This window comes from Rothia nasimurium, assembly GCF_928381705.1.
GTDB classification, from domain to species: domain Bacteria; phylum Actinomycetota; class Actinomycetes; order Actinomycetales; family Micrococcaceae; genus Rothia; species Rothia nasimurium_G.
Genome location: NZ_CAKMSR010000001.1, coordinates 332,202 through 349,043 on the forward strand (window position 1 = coordinate 332,202; position 16,842 = coordinate 349,043).

A 16,842-nucleotide genomic window follows, 5' to 3' on the forward strand; every position below is an offset into this window, starting at 1 on the left:
AAAAATAACGGGGCGGGGCGCCGTGTGCGCCCCGCACAAAGGTAGCCCCAGCACCCGGCGGTGGGTGCAGGTGGGCCTAGACCTATCTAATGTACCTAAAGTTGCTGGGTACTCGCTTAATGCCTCAAGGTTTTCACCTCAGGGCTAAAGCACCGGCGGAGGGGAGTCTGCCAGGGCTCTCTGACGCGTGCTCGCTGTTTAGGAGTAGACGTGGGGGGCCAGAGTGACGATGCAGTCCAGGTTGCGGTAGCGCTCGGCGAAGTCCAGGCCGTAGCCGACGACGAATTCGGGTTCGATGTCCCAGCCGACGTACTTGACGTCAACATCGGTCTTGACGCTCTTGGGCTTGCGCAGCAGGGTGCAGATTTCGACCGAGTTGGCGCCACGGGAGACCAGGTTCTGCTGGAGCCACTTGAGGGTCAGGCCCGAATCGATGATGTCTTCCACAATGAGCACGTCGCGACCGGTCAGGTCGGTATCAAGATCCTTGAGGATGCGAACGACGCCGGAGGACTTGGTGCCTGAACCGTAGGAGGAAACTGCCATCCAGTCCATGGTGTAGTGGGCCTTGAGGGCGCGGGAGAGGTCGGCTACGACCATGATGGCGCCCTTGAGTACGCCGACCAGCAGTACGTCGCGGCCTTCGTAGTCCTTGTCGATTTGGGCGGCAAGTTCCTTAATCTTGGCGTCGATTTCTTCCTTGGTGAAGAGAACGTGCTTGATGTCGTTCTGTACGTCGAGTGCGTCCACGGTTGATCGCTTTCTGCTGGTTCAAAGGTTCTGCGCCCTGCCCCGGTGATGGGGCAAAGCGCGTGTTCACCTTTAAGTATGGTTTATGGGGTGGTCTTGAGTAAAACGATGAGACCGGTTTTCTTGAGGTTATAGCTCTGACCTGCCCGGGTAATGGTAGCGCCGGGGCGGCGGCGGTAGGCCGAAATGTGCCCGGGCAGTTGCAGGGGACCTGCCACGGAGTGTTCGGCAGCAAAGGCGTCCAGCGCCGCTAAGCGCTCAAAGCCCGGGGCGATACCCCCGGCTGCTTCAAGGGCAAGGGCGAGGACGCGGGTGCGTAGGGCCGGGTGCAGGGCAGTGAGCGCAGCGCGGTTAAGCAAAACCATTTCCCCACCATGCTCTACCCCAAGCTTGCTCGCTGTGTCAGCCCCAGCCAGGACGAGCTCGTCCGCCCCCACCAGTACCTCCTGCAGGGCCTGCTGGGCGGCGGACGCCAGGTAGTCGGCGTCCGCACCGGCGATGGTCGCGGTGCGGGCCAGGGATACAGCTACGCCGCCGCCCAGGTGTTCTTCAAGGTAGGGCAGGACGCTGTGGCGCACGCGGGCGCGCATGAGCGACTGGTCGGTGTTGGTGGGGTCCTGCCAGGGGGTGAGGCCCGCATCAGCGCAGATCTCTTCGATGTCTGACCTGCGCAGGGTGAGCAGGGGGCGGATGACCCGTACAGGGCCGGCGGGGTGGTCTTCGGTGCGGTCCACGGGCATACCCGCCAGGGAACGGGTGCCAGAGCCCCGAGCCAGGCCCAGCAGTACGGTTTCGGCCTGGTCGTCGAGGGTGTGGCCCAGGGCAACGGCGTCCGCCCCGGTTGCGGCCAGCGCCCGGGCGAAAGCACCGTATCGGGCGGTACGGGCCGCCATTTCGGGCCCCTCCTTACCCTCTTCAACGGTCACGGTTTCTACCAGCACCGGGCTAAGACCCAGCTCCCGCAGAATCTGGGCGGTGCGCTCAGCCACCTGGGCTGAGCCGCCCTGAAGCTGGTGGTCCACCACCACCGCACCCACGCGTACGTCCTGGCGCCGGTTAAAGTGGGCCAGAAGAACCGCCAGGGCCAGCGAGTCGGGGCCGCCCGACACCGCAGCCAAGACCAGAGGAACCTGCTGGGTCTCCGGTCCTGGGCCAGGGCGTCCTGACGAACCGGTAGGGGCCACCGTCCCTGCCCCAAATACCTGATCCAGCACGCGTGCCACCTCGCGGCGGGCAGCTCCCACCACCGGGTTCAAACGAGTTTTACGGCCCTGCACTACTTGCTCTCTTCCTCTAGCTCTTCACCCAGGACCCGCTCAATCCAGCGAGCGGGGGCATGAATTTCTGCCACGGTGGGCAGGTTCTCGGGGGCCTGCCAGATACGGTTGAACCGCTCCATACCCACCTCGTCGATCACGGCCTGCACGAACTTTTGGCCGTTCTTGTACTGGGCCATCTTGGCATCCATGCCCAGCAGCTTGCTCATAAAGCGGGGGAAGAAACCCTGGGTTTGGCTGCGGCGCTCAAAACGGCGGCGGATGGTCTTCACCGAGGGAACAATCGAGGAGTCAACCGCATCCATCACCACGTTGGCGTGGCCCTCGAGCAGACTCATAACGCCGGTGATGCAATCCAGCAGGTCCTTGCCCTCATCGCTGAGCAGCAGGGCAGCGCCCGCGGGGCGGGCTGTCTCAGCGCTCTCCCCCGGCGCCTCCTGCTTCTTCATGCCCCGCACAGCGCCACTGGCAGCTGTGGCGATACGCTCCGGTAGGTTATCGGTGGTCGCCCCCAGCTCCCGCCCCAGCCGGTGCATCAGGTCAAGCAGGTAGTCACGCAACCAGGGGGCAGCGGCAAACTGTACCCGGTGGGTCTGCTCGTGCAGGGCCACCCAGAGGCGAAAGTCAGCCGGGTCGAGGTTCAGCTCTTCTTCCAGCTTCATCAGGTTGGGAGCCACAATCATCAGGCGGCCACCGGGTGCCCCGTGGCCGGCAAGCGCCGCATAGGGGTCGTACTGGCCCAGGACGCGGGTAGACAGGAAAGCCAGCACGCCCCCAATTTCTGCGGCCCCACCCATCTCTGTCACCGTTTTCTCAGTACCAGAGAGCCTGGCGAGACGGTCACCTAGCACCCGCTCAGCAACAGGCCCCAGGATTATGTCAAAGGACTGGGTGTTGGCTTTAACCCAGGTGGCACGGTCAACAATGAGCAGTTCAGAATCGTGCAGGTTCTCAGCGGCAGCTAGCTGGGTAATAGCGTGCACATGATCGACGGCGGCTGTGGCGGCGTAGCGCATCTCTTCAACCGCTTTGCGTTTGGCAGCGACCTCAGCGCGAGGGCCAGCCGGGGCCAAAGTTCCTGCAATTTTATGGGCCAGGGAGAAGTTGAGCTTCATGGGAACCCACTCTACCCCGCCCCAGAACCTCCCATCACCTGCATCGGATTCTCCTAGGGTCCCATCTACGCCTGTCCACGACCATTATGAGCGTGAGCCGGCCCATTTATTTTGCTGCTGGTGGGGCCCTTGTCTAATTGGTGAGGTGGGGACTTTTGAATAAGCCTCTAAGACTGATGTGTGTAGTTAATTGATATCGCGTCTGCGCATAATTACGATACTAATGAAAAGCGATATAAGGGAATAGATAGCTAGAATTGACAAAGCAATAGGCGCGGAATGGGTATCAACTACCCCTGGAGTTCCACCTTGCATCATAGGAGTGGCCCCCAGCGTATGCGCCAGTGACCCGCCTGCAGGCCCGAGGAGAATTTTCTGGACAAAAGAGAGCGACGGCCACATAAGTGATAACCCTGCGATGATATTCTCAAAGGCTAATGTCCATAGCAATCCAACCGACAATGCCAATGCAAGGTTCTTCGTCAAGATTGCTAGCATCATACCAATCCAACATGAAGTAATTCCAATTGCAATTGCAGCTCCCCATGAGGCAAGTAAAAACGTCAGGCTTGGCCAAGATTCATCTACTTGTTCTATGCGAGACATAATAAAACTTGTGATTAAGGCAAATATATGGGCAATAGTGACAATTACTGCTGCGGTTATTGCACCGACCATGAATTTTGCCATGATAATTTCTGTACGATTAGGCCCCTGTGTAAACCTGACCTTCCATGTTCCCCATCCGAATTCGCTACCTGTAATGCAAGCTCCGAGAATCAGGAAGATTGCACCACCAAACATAGGATAGCTACCTACTGACGTGGCAGGAAATTTTGGAAGGGAGATAACTTCCATCACTGCTGACGCGTCGCCAGGGTTAGGCAGTGTCTTTGCAACGATATACGGAATAACATAGGCGAAGAATATGACCATCAGCGTCCATAACGCCCCGATAATGTAACCCAGGGGACGTTTACGCATCAAAAAAAGTTCAGAACGCATTGCTTCAGTCATTGATTTTTCTCCAAATCACGAGCGAGCAAATCAAAAAAATACTGCTCAAGGTTAGTGGAATGTTTGTCAAGGGTTTCATCTGCTAGTTTCCGACCTTCATTAAGGACGATGATACGTGAACACATGAGTTGAATTTCGTTGAGCTGATGCGAAGAAATTAAAACAGTGCGGTCCTCGCTGACTATGTTATCTATGAGGTCGCGCATTTCTTTGACCCCCTGCGGGTCGAGACCGTTCATGGGTTCATCGATAATCAGCAGCTCAGGATCTCCCAATAATGCTTGGGCAACTGCTAAACGCTGCTTCATTCCCATCGAGTAAGTTTTGAACTTGCGATCGGCCGCAGAGGTTAGACCAACTCGTTTGAGAGTGAAATCTACAGAGTTCGGATTGATAGATTTTGCTAAAGCCGCCATAGTGAGACAGTCACGCCCAGTCATACCGGGCATGAAAGCAGGAGATTCAATGGTGGCGCCAATCTTTTGAAGGCTTCGTTGAGACCCTGGTAGCTCATCCAGGACGCGTACATGGCCACTAGACGGTCTAACGAGGCCTAGCAGTATGCGCATCAACGTGGTTTTTCCTGCTCCGTTTGCTCCTAAAAGCCCCACAACTTCGCCAGGATTTAGATCAAACGAGATGTTAGAAAGAGCAACTGTACTTCCGTAGTTCTTCGAGACATTTTCGAAACGGGCTATAGCCTTATGAGGCAAATTTTTATTTGTGGAATCCATTATTTCCTATCGTTTGCTGGGGGTACTATCGCTACGCGACGTGGGCTATATATAACTATAGAGACTTATTCAAAAGCCCCCACCCCCAACTAGACAACGGCCCTAGCCGGGGCAAGCGTCCGCACCTTTAAAGGGGCGGAGGCTGGGCCCCGTGCAGGGCCCAGCCTCCTATCCCGGTGAGGGCACTAGTTAGCTTTCGCTACCCCACCAAGTCTTTAGTTCTCGTCTGCTTCAGCTTCAGCAGCGGACTCATAGTGCGACTTCTCAAAACGTACCTGAGCCTCAGCTACCAGCTTCTCAGCGAAAGCGCGGTCTTCCCAGCCCTCGCCCTTAACCCACTTACCGGGCTCCAGATCCTTGTAGCGCTCGAAGAAGTGCTTGATTTCTTCCTTGAGATGGTCAGCAACATCGCCGATTTCCTGGATGTGGTCGTAGCGCTTGTCTGCGGGAACGCACAGAACCTTGTCGTCGCCGCCAGCTTCGTCGGTCATACGGAAAACACCGATGGGGCGGGCTTCAACCAGCACACCGGGGACAACGTCAACATCGAGAATAACCATGGCGTCGAGCGGGTCACCGTCTTCGCCCAGGGTGTCCTCAAAGTAGCCGTAGGCGGTGGGGTACTGCATGGAGGTGAACAGTACGCGGTCCAGACGCAGGCGACCGGTTTCGTGGTCAATTTCGTACTTGACGCGTGAGCCGCGGTTAATTTCAATCGTGACGTCGAGTTCCAAGGGGAACCTCCTGGTTGAGTGGTGTGTTTGACCCGCGCTGCGCGCGAGTGGTTCGGCATATTAGTCTAACCGAGAACCGGCAGGCTGTACCCCTTTTACAGGGCAGGCGCGCCAGTGTCACCCGTATTACATGCCTCTGCTTCCAAGGCCAGGCATATACCCTATATAGAAGAACCCCTTCGCCCAAGAGCTAACCTGTGGAGGTTTCATGGCCACTTCTCACCGACGCCCCCTGACCGCATGGGTGGTTACTGCCCTACTCGCAGCCGGGTGCGCAGCAGCAGGAGCCTGGGCCGTACCGGCCTGGCAGGAGGCCCAAGACCTTCGCGAAGCCTCGGTAGCCCCTGATATCACGGCCTCGCCGGTTGCGATAACAGAAGCAAGCGCGGGCAACGCCCTCGATTCAGCTGCCCTGAGCGCAGAGCTCGATAGCGTCCTTGACGGTCTAGGCCAGGGGGTTTTCTCGGCCCAGGTTCTTGATGCAGAGACCGGCCAGAGCATCTACTCCCGTGAAGCCCAGGCGAGCCGAACCCCGGCGTCCAACATGAAGCTACTCGTGGACTACGCCCTGCTGACCACTGCACCGCAAGCCCGCTTCACCACGTCCGTCGACCTCAACGACGACTCAACCCTTACCCTGGTTGCCGGCGGCGACACCCTACTGGTGCCAGGGCACTCCGACCCCACCGCGGTGATGGGGCACGCCGGTATCGAGACCCTAGCAGAGCGCACCATCGAGGGCCTTAAAGAGCAGGGCATCAGCGGCAAGGCCCTTACTCTCAACCTGGACACCACTATCTTTTCCGGCAGCTCCCTCAACCCCGAATGGGCCCAGGAAGATATCGACTCCGGCTTCATCAGCGCTGTTACCCCCCTCGCCTTTTACTCCCACTACTCCCCCACCGGCGACGGAACTGCCTCAAGTGGCAACCGCCCCAGCAACGCCCCGGCAGAAGTGCAGCAGGTGCTGGTAGAAGCTCTCAATAGGTTGGGGGCGGACGCCGGGCTCACCTTCACCGCGGGCGAGCAGGTTACTGCCCCCAGCAGCGGACGGGAAATTGCGGCCGTACAGTCAGCCACTGCCGCAGAGCAGTCGGCCCTCATGATGCAGGAATCAGACAATTCTCTGGCAGAGACTCTGGGGCGCAACCTTTCTACCCTCACCGGCGGCGACGGCTCTAGCCAAGGGGCAATAACCGCCGTGCGCGAGGCTCTCTCCACCGCAGGGTTACCCACCAACTACACCCAGGTTGACCTCAGCGGCCTTTCCATGAACAACAAGGTCAGCAACGAACTACTCACCAGCATTGCCCTGCGCGCGGTCAATGGAAACACCAGCGAACGCCTCACCCTGCAGGGTCTGCCGGTAGCCGGCTACAGCGGCACCCTGGGCCTAGCCAGCCGCTTCAACGCCCCTGACGAGGTCGGCGGGCGCGGGGTCGTCCGCGCTAAAACAGGCACCCTGAACTCCGTACTGTCCCTCACCGGCTACACCGTCACAGAATCAGGGCGGGTACTGGTTTTCTCGGTTATCATGAACGACCTTGAAGACACCGATGCCGCCAAAAACACCGTTGACCGGTTCGCAGCAACCCTCAGTAACCAGTAGCTGTAGGCGGATACAAGAAGGGCGACCCCACAGATGTGGGGCCGCCCTTCACATGTAGGTCTAAAAGCGGGGACTAGCTTACCCAGACGCCGCGGGCTTCAGTCCAGTTGATGGTGGTACCGCTAGAGAAGGTCACACGGGTGACGCCATCAATCCAGCGCACCTCATCGGTGACGGGGAAACCGAGAGCTGCAGGGCCACCCAGAGCGTACCAGTGGGCAGAGATGGCTCCGGATTCATTGATGACGTGGGCGCTTGTAGACGGGGTCCAGTAAACGGAGTTAATGGTCCCGTTCTTCACGAAATCCTGTCGCACGCTACCCCAGAATTCGTATTCGGAGTTCATGGGGTAGCCCCAGTTATGCTCAAAGCCGCTGCTGGCGTAGCGGCTACCAATGGCACCACCCCAGTAAACGTTATGAGCACCGGTGGAAGCGGTCCAGTAGATGGTGCGTCCCTTAGCAAAGTTCTGAATCACACCACCGTTGACCGAGGTAAAAGGATTGCCGGTGGGCAGGCCAAAGGTATCAGCCCCACCATTGGCATGGTAGTGGTCGGCAAGCTTGTCGCTCAGAGGGTAAGCGCTTACCTCAGACGAGCCGTTAGCCAGGGTGCTGATGCTGTTAATGGTGGAGACGTAGTCGTTGGGGCCCTTGCCTGCTTCGTAGCGGTAGATACCAACGTTGCCCAGGACGCGCCAGGGCAGGGAGGTGCCATGACCGTAGCAGAAGCCGATGCCGATGACGTTGGCCTGGGGGGCTAGGATGGCGGCACGGTGGGGAGGCGAGCTCTTCCAGAAGTTGAGAAGCTGGTTGAGGTCGTCATTGTAGGAAAGAGCGATAACTTCGCGAACGAAGCTGTAGCCCTGCACCTTGGAGTTGTAGAGGAACTCGGTGCCGTGCGAGAAAGCTCCGGCCTTGAACTGGCGGATAGCCTCTAGCTCCATGACGGAAGCCACGGTAGCTGAGTGCTTGACTGCACCCAGGCCGTTCTGGGCGCGGTAGGCATTGATGAGGTTGAGCAGGGTCTGCTGGTCGGCAGCGCGCTGGGCGGCAGTGACAGTGCGAATGTCTGATGCGGCGGCAGTTGCTGCGGTGATTGCAGTGGTAGCTGCCAGGCCGGTTAGGGCAAGGACGGCCGCCTGGCGGCGAGTCGGCTGAACAGCTCGCGCGGTTTCAAGAATGCTCTTCATTCAGATTCCTCTTTTTCGAGTGGTAATGATGCAAAGGGGGATTTTGCTGAACACAACTTTATAGAATCGTGACCTATTTTTGACCGTTTTGTGACACTTTTTTGGGATTTAATTCAGGCCTGAATACAGGCTGAGAATTATAAAGATTGCTTACTTACAGCGTTCCAGCACATCAGCCCCCGCTTCCCACTACCATCACAGCTATTTCACCAAAGTTAACTTCAACAAAAATTCACCCGGCTTAGGAGTGTTGACGACCGTGCGGGCAGATTAGCAAAACAGAGGATGACAAGGCCAAAAAACTTAGACACACCGCCAAAACACCCCACAGACTGCCCCCTATTGGGCACCACTGTACTTACACACATCCCACCTGCACCCCACAAGAAGCGAAACCCGCCTGCCACAGCCGAGCAACAAAAAGGAAATTTGTACATATGACACAGATTACATTTTCAAAGTTTTTGTTCTATATCAGTGAGTAATTTTTAGAATGTATGTTCTAAATTCTTTTATTGGTCCGAACCACTTATGGTTATCGCTGCATCACCTACTCAGCCCCTAAAATGTCAGCCGTCCTTGCTAGCCTTGAAGACAGCGAACCCCAAGGAGCCCCATGTTCTTCATCGATGCAGATTCCTCCCCCGCATTACCGGCTATGACCCTTGAGCCCCTGGGTAAATCCCTGGTCTATTCAGCCACCGACCTAGTGACTTCAGCGCAGTGCCAGTTTGCCGCGCTCTATGCCCTGGACCAGTTACTGGGCAGGGTGCCCCGCCTCGAACGCGTCGAAGATCCTCAGCTCCGCAGGGCGGCTGCCCTGGGTGAAGCTCACGAACAGCGCGTCCTCAACCGCTTTATAGCGACCTACGGCAGCTGGGACTCAGCGGCAGGGCAAGGAGTGTATGAGGTTAAGCCACCGCAGGTCTATACTCGCCAAGCTCTCGAAGAGAAACACGCTGAGACTCTTTCTGCCCTCCGAGCGGGAGCAGACGTTGTTTTTCAGGCCAGCTTCTTTGATGGTTCTTTTCACGGGCGGGCTGACTTCCTCGTCAAGCAGCCTGACGGCAGCTACCGGGTAGTTGATACCAAGCTAGCCCGCACGGCTCGCGTGCCTGCCCTCTTACAGGTTGCGGCCTACGCCGACCAGTTGCAGCGGGAGGGCATTGCCTGTGATCCCTTTGCCTCGCTGATTCTGGGCAACGATATTGAGTCCCTCCACGAGCTAGCTACCCTTACACCGGTATTCGAGCAGAAGCGGCAGCGTCTTATAGAGCTCCTCACCGCCCATCGGGAGCCGGGGGCTGCCCCGGTGAGCTGGTTTGTAGAAGCCGGTAGCCCAGAGGTTACCAGGTGCGGGCATTGTGATACCTGCCAGGTGATGGTGCGAGAGCACCGGGATATGCTCCTGACTTCGGGTATGACGGCGAAGTCACGTCAGACTATCTACGAGCGCTGTGGTGTTCAGAGTATTGACGAGCTGGCGGCCCTGGCAGGCCAGCCTCAGCTTCCGGCTCTCGTACGCCGCTATGCAGAGCAGGCTGCCCTACAGACCGGCGTGTCGGAGCCTGACGGAGCAGTGGTGGTAGAGCGGGAGGGGCAGGAACATACTGTCTCGTACAAGCTCCTGCCCCGGCACTCCTTACGGATGCTCCCTCGGGCGAGCGCGGGCGACCTCTTTATGAGTCTGCGCTCTGACCCGCTCTGGCGCGATGGAAAGGCAGCTCACCCCTCCCTTACCTGGGGTTTAACCTATCTCCTGGGTGCTGTACACCTTGCTGATCAGCCTGGCGAGGAGCCCCTCTTTAGCCAGTTTTGGGCATCTAGCAGGGCTACCGAGGGCCGGCTTATAACTGACTTTCTCGGCATGCTGCACCATCAGCGCCAGCTGAACCCCGGTTTGCGGGTCTACTACTTTGGGGCGTCTGTTATAGCTGCTCTTCAGCAGTTAGCGTCGATGCACGGGATTGGCGAAGCTTATCTCACCGATATGCAGCGGGAGGGTGTTTTCATTGACCTTTCTGAGGTGCTGCGCCGGTCGATGCGTTTGAGCGAGGGCACCCGGGCACTGACCGCTATTGAGCCCCTCTACGCTCAGGGGCTTGAGCCTGCCCCTGATATTCCGGTGACGGCCTTTGCCGATGTGGTACAGGCCGAGAAGGAAGGGCGTGCTGAGCAGGCCGAAGCTATGCGCTCTGCACTTGCTCGTAGTCTGTATCGCACGGGTCTGTCTCTATCTCAGTTACGCGCCTGGTTACTGGGGTTGGCGGGCCGATCGGTCGACGATGAGCTGGTGCAGCCCGCTCCCCTGGCTGATCTGAACGAGCTGCTGGTGCAGGCGGGTAGGGCTGAAGACGAGACGGATACTGAGCGGGTTCTACGCCGGTTTGTTGAGGCCCTGGACACCGGTGGCGAATTGGAGCCGCAGAAGCAGGCTGTTGCTATGGTGGCTACGGCGACGGGCTACCATCGTCGCGAGCGCCGTCAGTTCTGGTGGGATCATTTCAATCGTCTGACGGCTCCCCGTGAGGATTGGGAGGACGCCCGTGATGTGGTTTTGCTGGGTCGCTTGCAGGTGGTTGCCGATTGGCATCGTCCGGAGCGGGCACGGTCCGCGGTGCGTTTGCTGAGCGGGGTGGCGAGGGTCGCTCCGGGTTCGTCGGTGAGGGTGGGCGATAGCAATCTCTTTGCCATGTATGCGCGCCCTTTTCCGCCTTTTTTGGAGCGGGAGGCTCGGCAGCAGGCTTTAACCTATGCGGCTCTGCATGAAGGGGTACTGCCGGTGGAGGCCGAGCGGGCCGGTGCCTTTAATACCGAGATTGTGGAGTTAGAGGAGATTCCGGAGCATGAGGCGGGTCAGCCCAATCTGGTGCGGATTACGGTGCGGGAGAGTTTGAAGACCTCAGACGGTGAGCCACCTGAAACCTACTCACATCTACCGATGGCGCTCACTCCCGGGCAGCCCATTCCGACACAGGCCCAGGAGCAGGCTCTACTTGAATTGGCGGCGCGTACCGCCCGGGTGCTGCCTGAGTTACCGGCGTCGGCGGGTACCGATGTGGTTCGTCGTGTTCCGCCGCGGCTGGTTGAGGGCGGTGTTTTGCCGCATCCGCAGGATTTTGTAGAGACACACGGTTCTCTCGCGACGGTGCAGGCTATTTATCAGGCGGTGAGCCAGCTCGATCGGTCATATGTGGCGGTGCAGGGCCCTCCGGGGTCAGGCAAGACCTTCGTGGGGTCTCATGTGATTGGCCGTCTTGTGGCTGCGGGCTGGAAGGTGGGTATTGTTGCCCAGTCCCATGCGGTGGTTGAGAACATGCTGCTGGGATGTATCAGTAATGGCCGCGTAGACCCTGACCAGATTGCTAAGGGGGCGGGCAAGAGCCAGACCCCGAATTGTCCCTGGCGCGAGGTTCGCAACCCCGATATTTCCAGGTTTATGGATGAGCCCGGTGGCCGTATTTTTGGCGGCACGGCCTGGGATTTTGCCTCTGACCGCAAGTTCCGGTTTGAGGGGCTTGATCTTCTGGTCATTGACGAGGCGGGTCAGTATTCCTTAGCCAATACGCTGGCGGTGGCCCGTTCGGCCAAGAACCTGCTGCTCCTGGGCGACCCTGCCCAGCTGCCCCAGGTTACACAGGGCACCCACCCCTACCCGGTGGACGAGTCTGCCCTGGGCTGGCTTTCAGCGGGGCGTACGGTGCTACCCGAAGAGTTTGGTTACTTTCTCGATGTCACCTGGCGTATGCACCCTGCCCTGTGTGCCCCGGTCTCGGCCCTGTCGTATGAGGGGCGGCTGGCGTCCGCTCCTTCGGGCACCGAGAGGCACCTGGAGGGGTGGGAGCCCGGGGTCTACCTGCGCACGATAGAACACCGGGGTAACTCAACGGCTTCAGTCGAAGAGGCTGATGAGATTGTGGCTTTGGCCCGCGGCTTCCTAGGGCACCTGTGGACTCCCCACCTGGCTGCCCCCGAGCAGGCAGCGCCCCTGGCCCCCTCAGACATTATTGTGGTGGCAGCCTATAACGCCCAGGTTGATACGATCCGGGCGGCTCTGCTGGAGGCGGGGCTAGCGGACGCCGACGGCGGGGGTGTGCGCGTCGGTACGGTTGATAAGTTCCAGGGGCAGGAGGCTCCGGTGGTGCTGGTGTCGATGGCTGCTTCGAGTGCCGGTGATAGCCCCCGCGGAACCGATTTTCTGCTCTCGCCCAACCGGTTGAATGTTGCCCTGTCCCGCGGCATGTGGGCGGCGGTAGTGGTGTGTTCAACCCGGTTTACCGACTTTCTGCCCACCAGCCCCGAGGCGCTAGCCCTGCTGGGTGCCTTTATCCGCCTTGAGCGGGCAGCCCTGCCCTTCCCCGATGAGGGGGAGGCTGGCGTCCGCCCCGATACCCCCACCGTTAGGAGTTAGCATGCCCCTCTCCCCCACCCACCGTAAGCGCTCCCCCTATCTCTTTCACTTTGACGGGCAGACCGTGGCCCTGGGCGAGCCCCGCTACCTGCAGCGTATCGATGAGCGTCTGCGTGAGCAGGGGTACGCCACCCGCCCGACCTACTGGGACCAGGCCTACCTGGCTGACCTGGCAGCCTCGGCTCCCGAGGAAGGCGCGCAGGATCAGTTCGCTTCGCCCAGCGACCCCGCCCAGCTCAACAGCGTGGGGGTTTCGTGCAGTAGCAGTGAGTTCTGGTCGGCCATGTACGCCCGCAGTTTCGGCTCCACCCCCTGGGGCAGGGAGGGTGAGACCCTCTACATGCCCCAGCTACCCGACTGGTTGGAGCGCACCCGCGCCTGGACGCTCGACCCTCTAGCCCCGCAGGACGGCCCCGGCGACCTCGACTCGGCAGGCGGCTGGGTGCGGGTACGGGACCAGGCGGGAGCCGGTGCTCCCCTGGGGCTGTTTCAGCTCACCAGCCCCGACTATTTCTGGGTCTTTGGGTCAGGGCCCGACCTCAAACAGGTGGTGCACCTCTGCCGGGAGCTGGGGCGGGACCTAACCGGTTTCGATGCAGCGACCGCCTACCTGGGCTATGACCTGACCTGCAGCAGCATCCGGCTTCCGATTGAGTGCGCCCAGCCACTCCAGGAGCAGCTCTTCTTAGCCGGGGTGGACGCCGAAACCCTGCTCTGGGGTGAGGGCTAGTTTTCTGCCCGCTCGCTCTAGGGCATACTGAAAGACATGTTTGTACTGACCTTCATTGCCCGCTCGTCCCAGGGTTCGGTGCAGGAGCGCCTCGCCGACCTTGAGAACCGTCTCGAACAGCTGGCTCCCACTGTTGCTTTTACCCGCACCTACCCCGATGAGCTGCAGGGGGCTTTCGATCAGGCCGAGGACGCCCTCGCCGCCGCCCTGCTCGGGGCCCGGTTTGCCCGGTTTTGGGTGGGCATCGGCGCCGGTGAGCTGGTACGGCCGCGCTTCGCAGCGGCCCTGGGGGCGGTTTCTACCCCGGAGTGTTCGGGCTCTGCCTTGAGCCTATCTCGGTCGGCCGTGGAGCAGGCCCAGACCGGTGCCCCACCGCGCGGTATCTGTGTGCACGCTGAAGGGCAGGGCATCCGGGCCGACCAGGTAACCGGCCTATTGCGCCTGCTCTACCGGGTGGCGTCCGCCCGTACCGAAGCCGAGTGGCGGGTGCTTGACCTGCTCGTGCCCGGTGTGCGCGGGCAGCAAAAGGCGGTTGCCCAGGCTCTGGGAATTACCTCCCAGGCGGTGAGTAAGACCCTGGTGCGGTCCTACTGGCATGAGGAGCTGGCTTCTCGCGAGCTCATCGCCGAGCTGCTCGAGGGCTTGGAGGGGCAGGAGCAGTAGGCCGGGCACCGGCAAACTGTCAGTGCAAGAGGAGTGAAATTACCAGAATCACGGGCATGGCTCCCAGGGTACTGAGCAGCACGATATCGCGGGAGAGCGTGGTTGCTACGTTGTACCGCACCGCGTAGTTATACATGTTCTGGGCGCTGGGCAGGGCTGCAAGAATGGTGGCTGCGAAGATATCACTCTCACTGAGGTGGAAAACGTAGCGGGCCAGCAGGTAGGCAACCAGCGGCATTAGAAGGTTCTTAAAGCTGGCGGCAAGCACGGTTTCGAAGCGTTGGCCGGGGGTATCGAGCACCTTGGAGCCCCGCAGCGACATGCCGAAGGCAGCCAGAATCAGCGGTACGCCCGCGCCGCCCAAGATACGGAAGGGCTCCATCACCACATCGGGAACCTGCAGGTTGAACACGTTGACCAGCAGGCCCAGGGCTGAACCGATAATCAGCGGGTTTTTGATGGGCTGGGTGGCAACGGCTTTCATGGAAACCGAGCCGTGGGAGATGGCGTCCAGGATTGAAAGCACGATGGGGGCGGCGATCAGGAGCTGGAAGAGCAGGATAGGGGCTACCTGGGCGGCGTCGCCCACGATGTAGGTTGCTACGGGCAGGCCCATATTGTTGGCGTTGATATAGCCGCTGGCGGCGGCGCCCACGGTGACGGTGCCGGCGTCCTTTTTGAGCAGGAACCTGGCGATGGCGGCAAAAAGCAGGGCGACCGTAGCGAAGCTCAAGATAGCCACGGGAAGGCGGCCGGAGAAGATAACGTGCAGGTCAGCCCCGGCCATGGTCACGAACATGAGCGGGGGCAGGGCTACGAAGAAGGCAAAACGGTTGAGGGAGAGCCCGGAGTTGGGCGGCAGAATGTCGAGGCGGGCGACCAGGTAGCCTACGCCCACCACGACCGCGATGATGGTAAAGCCTTCAAGGACTGCGAGCATGCTGGGCTTCTTTCTGCCGTCGAACCGTTAGGGCTTGAGTTGGCAGGCGGTGGAGCGGTTGGTGGAGATGTGCAGGTAGACTCGCTCAGCCAGCGGGCGCAGCAGGGGGTTCTTCAGGGCGGACGCCGCCACCCGCACGGGCGCGTACCGGCTGGTGGAAAGGGCTAGGGCGATGGCGAGCGCCCCGTAGGCCACCTGCCCGGTGGGGGTGATGAAGGGGATTTGGCGCATGAAGCGTTCGAGGTCGACGCCGTACTCTTGTAGGCGGTCGTAGTGCCCGGCCTGCACCCGGGCGTCTAGGCCCAGGTGGGTGAGTACTCGGGCGGCTTTTTGGCAGATGCCGCAGTCGGGGTCGTAGAGCAACAGGCCTTTAGCTGGTACGGAGGTGGTCACGGTGGCCCTTTCTCTTCCAGGTCAGATGTAAGACCACCATAGCAAGCAGGGCGAGCAGCACCATAGATGAACGCATTATTTCAACGGGTATGATGGGCCAGCCGGCATGAGCTGCTAGGTCACCCAGGTCTGTGAGCTGAGCCAGGCAGGCTAACATCCAGATAATGGCCAGGGCGCGTACAGCTCGCCCACGGGTAACCAACACTGCAAGAGTGGGCATAACCCAGACCCAGTGGTGTAACCAGGACACCGGGGAAAGCAGGCAAGTAGCACAACCGAGTACTGCGGCGGCAGCAAAACCGTCACCACACGCTAACTCTCGGTGGGCCTGGGAAAACGCTACCGCTACAATAGCTAGCAGTAAGGGTGCTAACAGGAGCAGAGAATGGGTACCTACCCAGCGTTCAGCCACCCCCTGCAGAGAGCTGTTACCCGAAGTAGCAAAGTTAGTTCCTAAATCGACAACATTTTCCAGGCCAGAGAGTTTAGACCCAAAATAGGTTGAACTGGGTTCAGGCAGGAGCAGGAACCCCAGGACTACGGTAGCTAAGGCTGCCGCCGTTGCCGTCAAAGCCGGGCGCAGGCGTCCGCTTACCCAGAAGAAAAGAATAAAAAGAGCCGGAGTCAGTTTGATCCCTGCTGCCAGCCCAATCAGCACTCCGCGAGGCAGATAGCGGGTCTGTGGGCAAACCATGTCGATGAGGCAGAGAGAAACAAGAAGCAGATTAATCTGCCCGAAAATAAGATGCTGAGCTACGACGTTCAGGGGTAGGGCAAGCAGGTAGGTGGCGGAGAGTGCCGCGGCCAGGCGGACGCCTGTCAGGTGCGGACGCACGTAGATGAGACTGAGCAGGAGCAGGATGCCCAGCGCCAGGCAGTTGAGGAAGGTCCAGCCCCCAATCCCTAGCGGTTCCGGCAGCCAGGCTAAAGGGATCAGCAACAGAGCAGTAAAGGGCGTGTACACGAAGGGGAGCCCCTGGGGTACGTACACCCCGGTAATGTTCTGACTATAAAAGTCAGCCCCGGCAAGCACAGCTACTCCGGTCCCACGGTAGACTCCGTAGTCAGCCGGATTAAAAATGAGGGGTGAATCCAGAAGTGAGCAACGAGCCCAGGCGGTAGCCAGAGCTAAAAGGCAGAGAACAACCGCCCCTGCACAATAGTTCTTAAGGATGGAGCGGTTCGCCCCCCTGAGAGCCCTGATGCTGGTTAGCAATGATGACGCTATCTTCATCAATCATGAGTTCCTACCCATCTGCGCAAGGCCATGCCACAGG

The 16,842-nt window shown here is 59.7% G+C and carries 14 protein-coding genes; 4 read left to right on the plus strand and 10 right to left on the minus strand.

What is annotated here, in order from left to right:
• Positions 1-198 precede the first annotated feature (198 nt).
• From hpt to L6762_RS01620, 6 genes are all read right to left on the minus strand, one after another.
• A complete protein-coding gene (gene hpt, locus L6762_RS01595) occupies positions 199-750 on the minus strand; it encodes a hypoxanthine phosphoribosyltransferase (protein WP_237185243.1) in 552 nt (183 codons plus the stop codon).
• Between the two features lie 83 nt (positions 751-833).
• Positions 834-2,027, minus strand: a complete 1,194-nt coding sequence (gene tilS, locus L6762_RS01600; protein WP_237185244.1) for a tRNA lysidine(34) synthetase TilS — start codon at positions 2,025-2,027, stop codon at positions 834-836.
• Positions 2,027-3,142, minus strand: a complete 1,116-nt coding sequence (locus tag L6762_RS01605; protein ID WP_237185245.1) for a zinc-dependent metalloprotease — start codon at positions 3,140-3,142, stop codon at positions 2,027-2,029. Before L6762_RS01605 ends, tilS begins: the two co-directional genes overlap by 1 nt.
• A gap of 186 nt (positions 3,143-3,328) precedes the next feature.
• Positions 3,329-4,159, minus strand: a complete 831-nt coding sequence (locus tag L6762_RS01610; RefSeq protein ID WP_237185246.1) for an ABC transporter permease — start codon at positions 4,157-4,159, stop codon at positions 3,329-3,331.
• Positions 4,156-4,893: an ABC transporter ATP-binding protein gene (locus L6762_RS01615; protein WP_237185247.1), complete on the minus strand. Its 738-nt coding sequence runs from the start codon at positions 4,891-4,893 to the stop codon at positions 4,156-4,158. Before L6762_RS01615 ends, L6762_RS01610 begins: the two co-directional genes overlap by 4 nt.
• A 215-nt stretch (positions 4,894-5,108) precedes the next feature.
• Positions 5,109-5,627 carry an inorganic diphosphatase gene (locus tag L6762_RS01620; protein ID WP_237185248.1) on the minus strand — a complete coding sequence of 173 codons (519 nt, stop codon included), beginning with the start codon at positions 5,625-5,627 and terminating at the stop codon, positions 5,109-5,111.
• Between the two features lie 208 nt (positions 5,628-5,835).
• On the opposite strand from L6762_RS01620, the gene dacB reads away from it, so the two are divergent.
• Positions 5,836-7,236, plus strand: a complete 1,401-nt coding sequence (gene dacB, locus L6762_RS01625; protein ID WP_237185249.1) for a D-alanyl-D-alanine carboxypeptidase/D-alanyl-D-alanine endopeptidase — start codon at positions 5,836-5,838, stop codon at positions 7,234-7,236.
• A 73-nt stretch (positions 7,237-7,309) separates the two neighbouring features.
• Here the strand turns inward: dacB and L6762_RS01630 are convergent, their stop codons facing one another.
• Positions 7,310-8,428 carry a CAP domain-containing protein gene (locus L6762_RS01630; protein ID WP_237185250.1) on the minus strand — a complete coding sequence of 373 codons (1,119 nt, stop codon included), beginning with the start codon at positions 8,426-8,428 and terminating at the stop codon, positions 7,310-7,312.
• Between the two features lie 616 nt (positions 8,429-9,044).
• On the opposite strand from L6762_RS01630, the gene L6762_RS01635 reads away from it, so the two are divergent.
• Genes L6762_RS01635 through L6762_RS01645 form a run of 3 tightly spaced genes read left to right on the plus strand, consistent with a single transcriptional unit; the run spans position 9,045 to position 14,232 of the window.
• Positions 9,045-12,839, plus strand: a complete 3,795-nt coding sequence (locus L6762_RS01635; RefSeq protein WP_237185251.1) for an AAA domain-containing protein — start codon at positions 9,045-9,047, stop codon at positions 12,837-12,839.
• A 1-nt stretch (position 12,840) separates the two neighbouring features.
• Positions 12,841-13,569 carry a hypothetical protein gene (locus tag L6762_RS01640; protein WP_237185252.1) on the plus strand — a complete coding sequence of 243 codons (729 nt, stop codon included), beginning with the start codon at positions 12,841-12,843 and terminating at the stop codon, positions 13,567-13,569.
• 36 nt (positions 13,570-13,605) lie between these two features.
• Positions 13,606-14,232, plus strand: coding sequence for a recombinase RecJ (locus L6762_RS01645; protein WP_237185253.1), 627 nt, complete (start codon positions 13,606-13,608; stop codon positions 14,230-14,232).
• 19 nt (positions 14,233-14,251) lie between these two features.
• Here L6762_RS01645 and L6762_RS01650 read toward each other — a convergent pair whose 3' ends face one another.
• Genes L6762_RS01650 through L6762_RS01660 form a run of 3 tightly spaced genes read right to left on the minus strand, consistent with a single transcriptional unit; the run spans position 14,252 to position 16,529 of the window.
• Positions 14,252-15,172, minus strand: coding sequence for an AEC family transporter (locus L6762_RS01650; protein ID WP_237185254.1), 921 nt, complete (start codon positions 15,170-15,172; stop codon positions 14,252-14,254).
• A gap of 27 nt (positions 15,173-15,199) precedes the next feature.
• Positions 15,200-15,565 (minus strand): thiol-disulfide oxidoreductase DCC family protein, encoded by a 366-nt coding sequence (locus tag L6762_RS01655; RefSeq protein ID WP_237185255.1) that lies wholly within the window; start codon positions 15,563-15,565, stop codon positions 15,200-15,202.
• Complete coding sequence (locus L6762_RS01660) at positions 15,543-16,529, minus strand: glycosyltransferase 87 family protein (RefSeq protein WP_237185256.1); 987 nt, start codon at positions 16,527-16,529, stop codon at positions 15,543-15,545. The genes L6762_RS01655 and L6762_RS01660 overlap by 23 nt, the downstream gene beginning before the upstream one ends.
• Between the last annotated feature and the right edge of the window lie 313 nt (positions 16,530-16,842).

Excerpts from the sequence above, each read along its gene's own strand:
- L6762_RS01605 (WP_237185245.1), bottom strand. The coding sequence starts at position 3,142 with ATGAAGCTCAACTTCTCCCTGGCCCATAAAATTGCAGGAACTTTGGCC.
- L6762_RS01610 (WP_237185246.1), bottom strand. The coding sequence starts at position 4,159 with ATGACTGAAGCAATGCGTTCTGAACTTTTTTTGATGCGTAAACGTCCC.
- L6762_RS01615 (WP_237185247.1), bottom strand. The coding sequence starts at position 4,893 with ATGGATTCCACAAATAAAAATTTGCCTCATAAGGCTATAGCCCGTTTC.
- dacB (WP_237185249.1), top strand. The coding sequence starts at position 5,836 with ATGGCCACTTCTCACCGACGCCCCCTGACCGCATGGGTGGTTACTGCC.
- L6762_RS01630 (WP_237185250.1), bottom strand. The coding sequence starts at position 8,428 with ATGAAGAGCATTCTTGAAACCGCGCGAGCTGTTCAGCCGACTCGCCGC.
- L6762_RS01635 (WP_237185251.1), top strand. The coding sequence starts at position 9,045 with ATGTTCTTCATCGATGCAGATTCCTCCCCCGCATTACCGGCTATGACC.
- L6762_RS01640 (WP_237185252.1), top strand. The coding sequence starts at position 12,841 with ATGCCCCTCTCCCCCACCCACCGTAAGCGCTCCCCCTATCTCTTTCAC.
- L6762_RS01645 (WP_237185253.1), top strand. The coding sequence starts at position 13,606 with ATGTTTGTACTGACCTTCATTGCCCGCTCGTCCCAGGGTTCGGTGCAG.
- L6762_RS01650 (WP_237185254.1), bottom strand. The coding sequence starts at position 15,172 with ATGCTCGCAGTCCTTGAAGGCTTTACCATCATCGCGGTCGTGGTGGGC.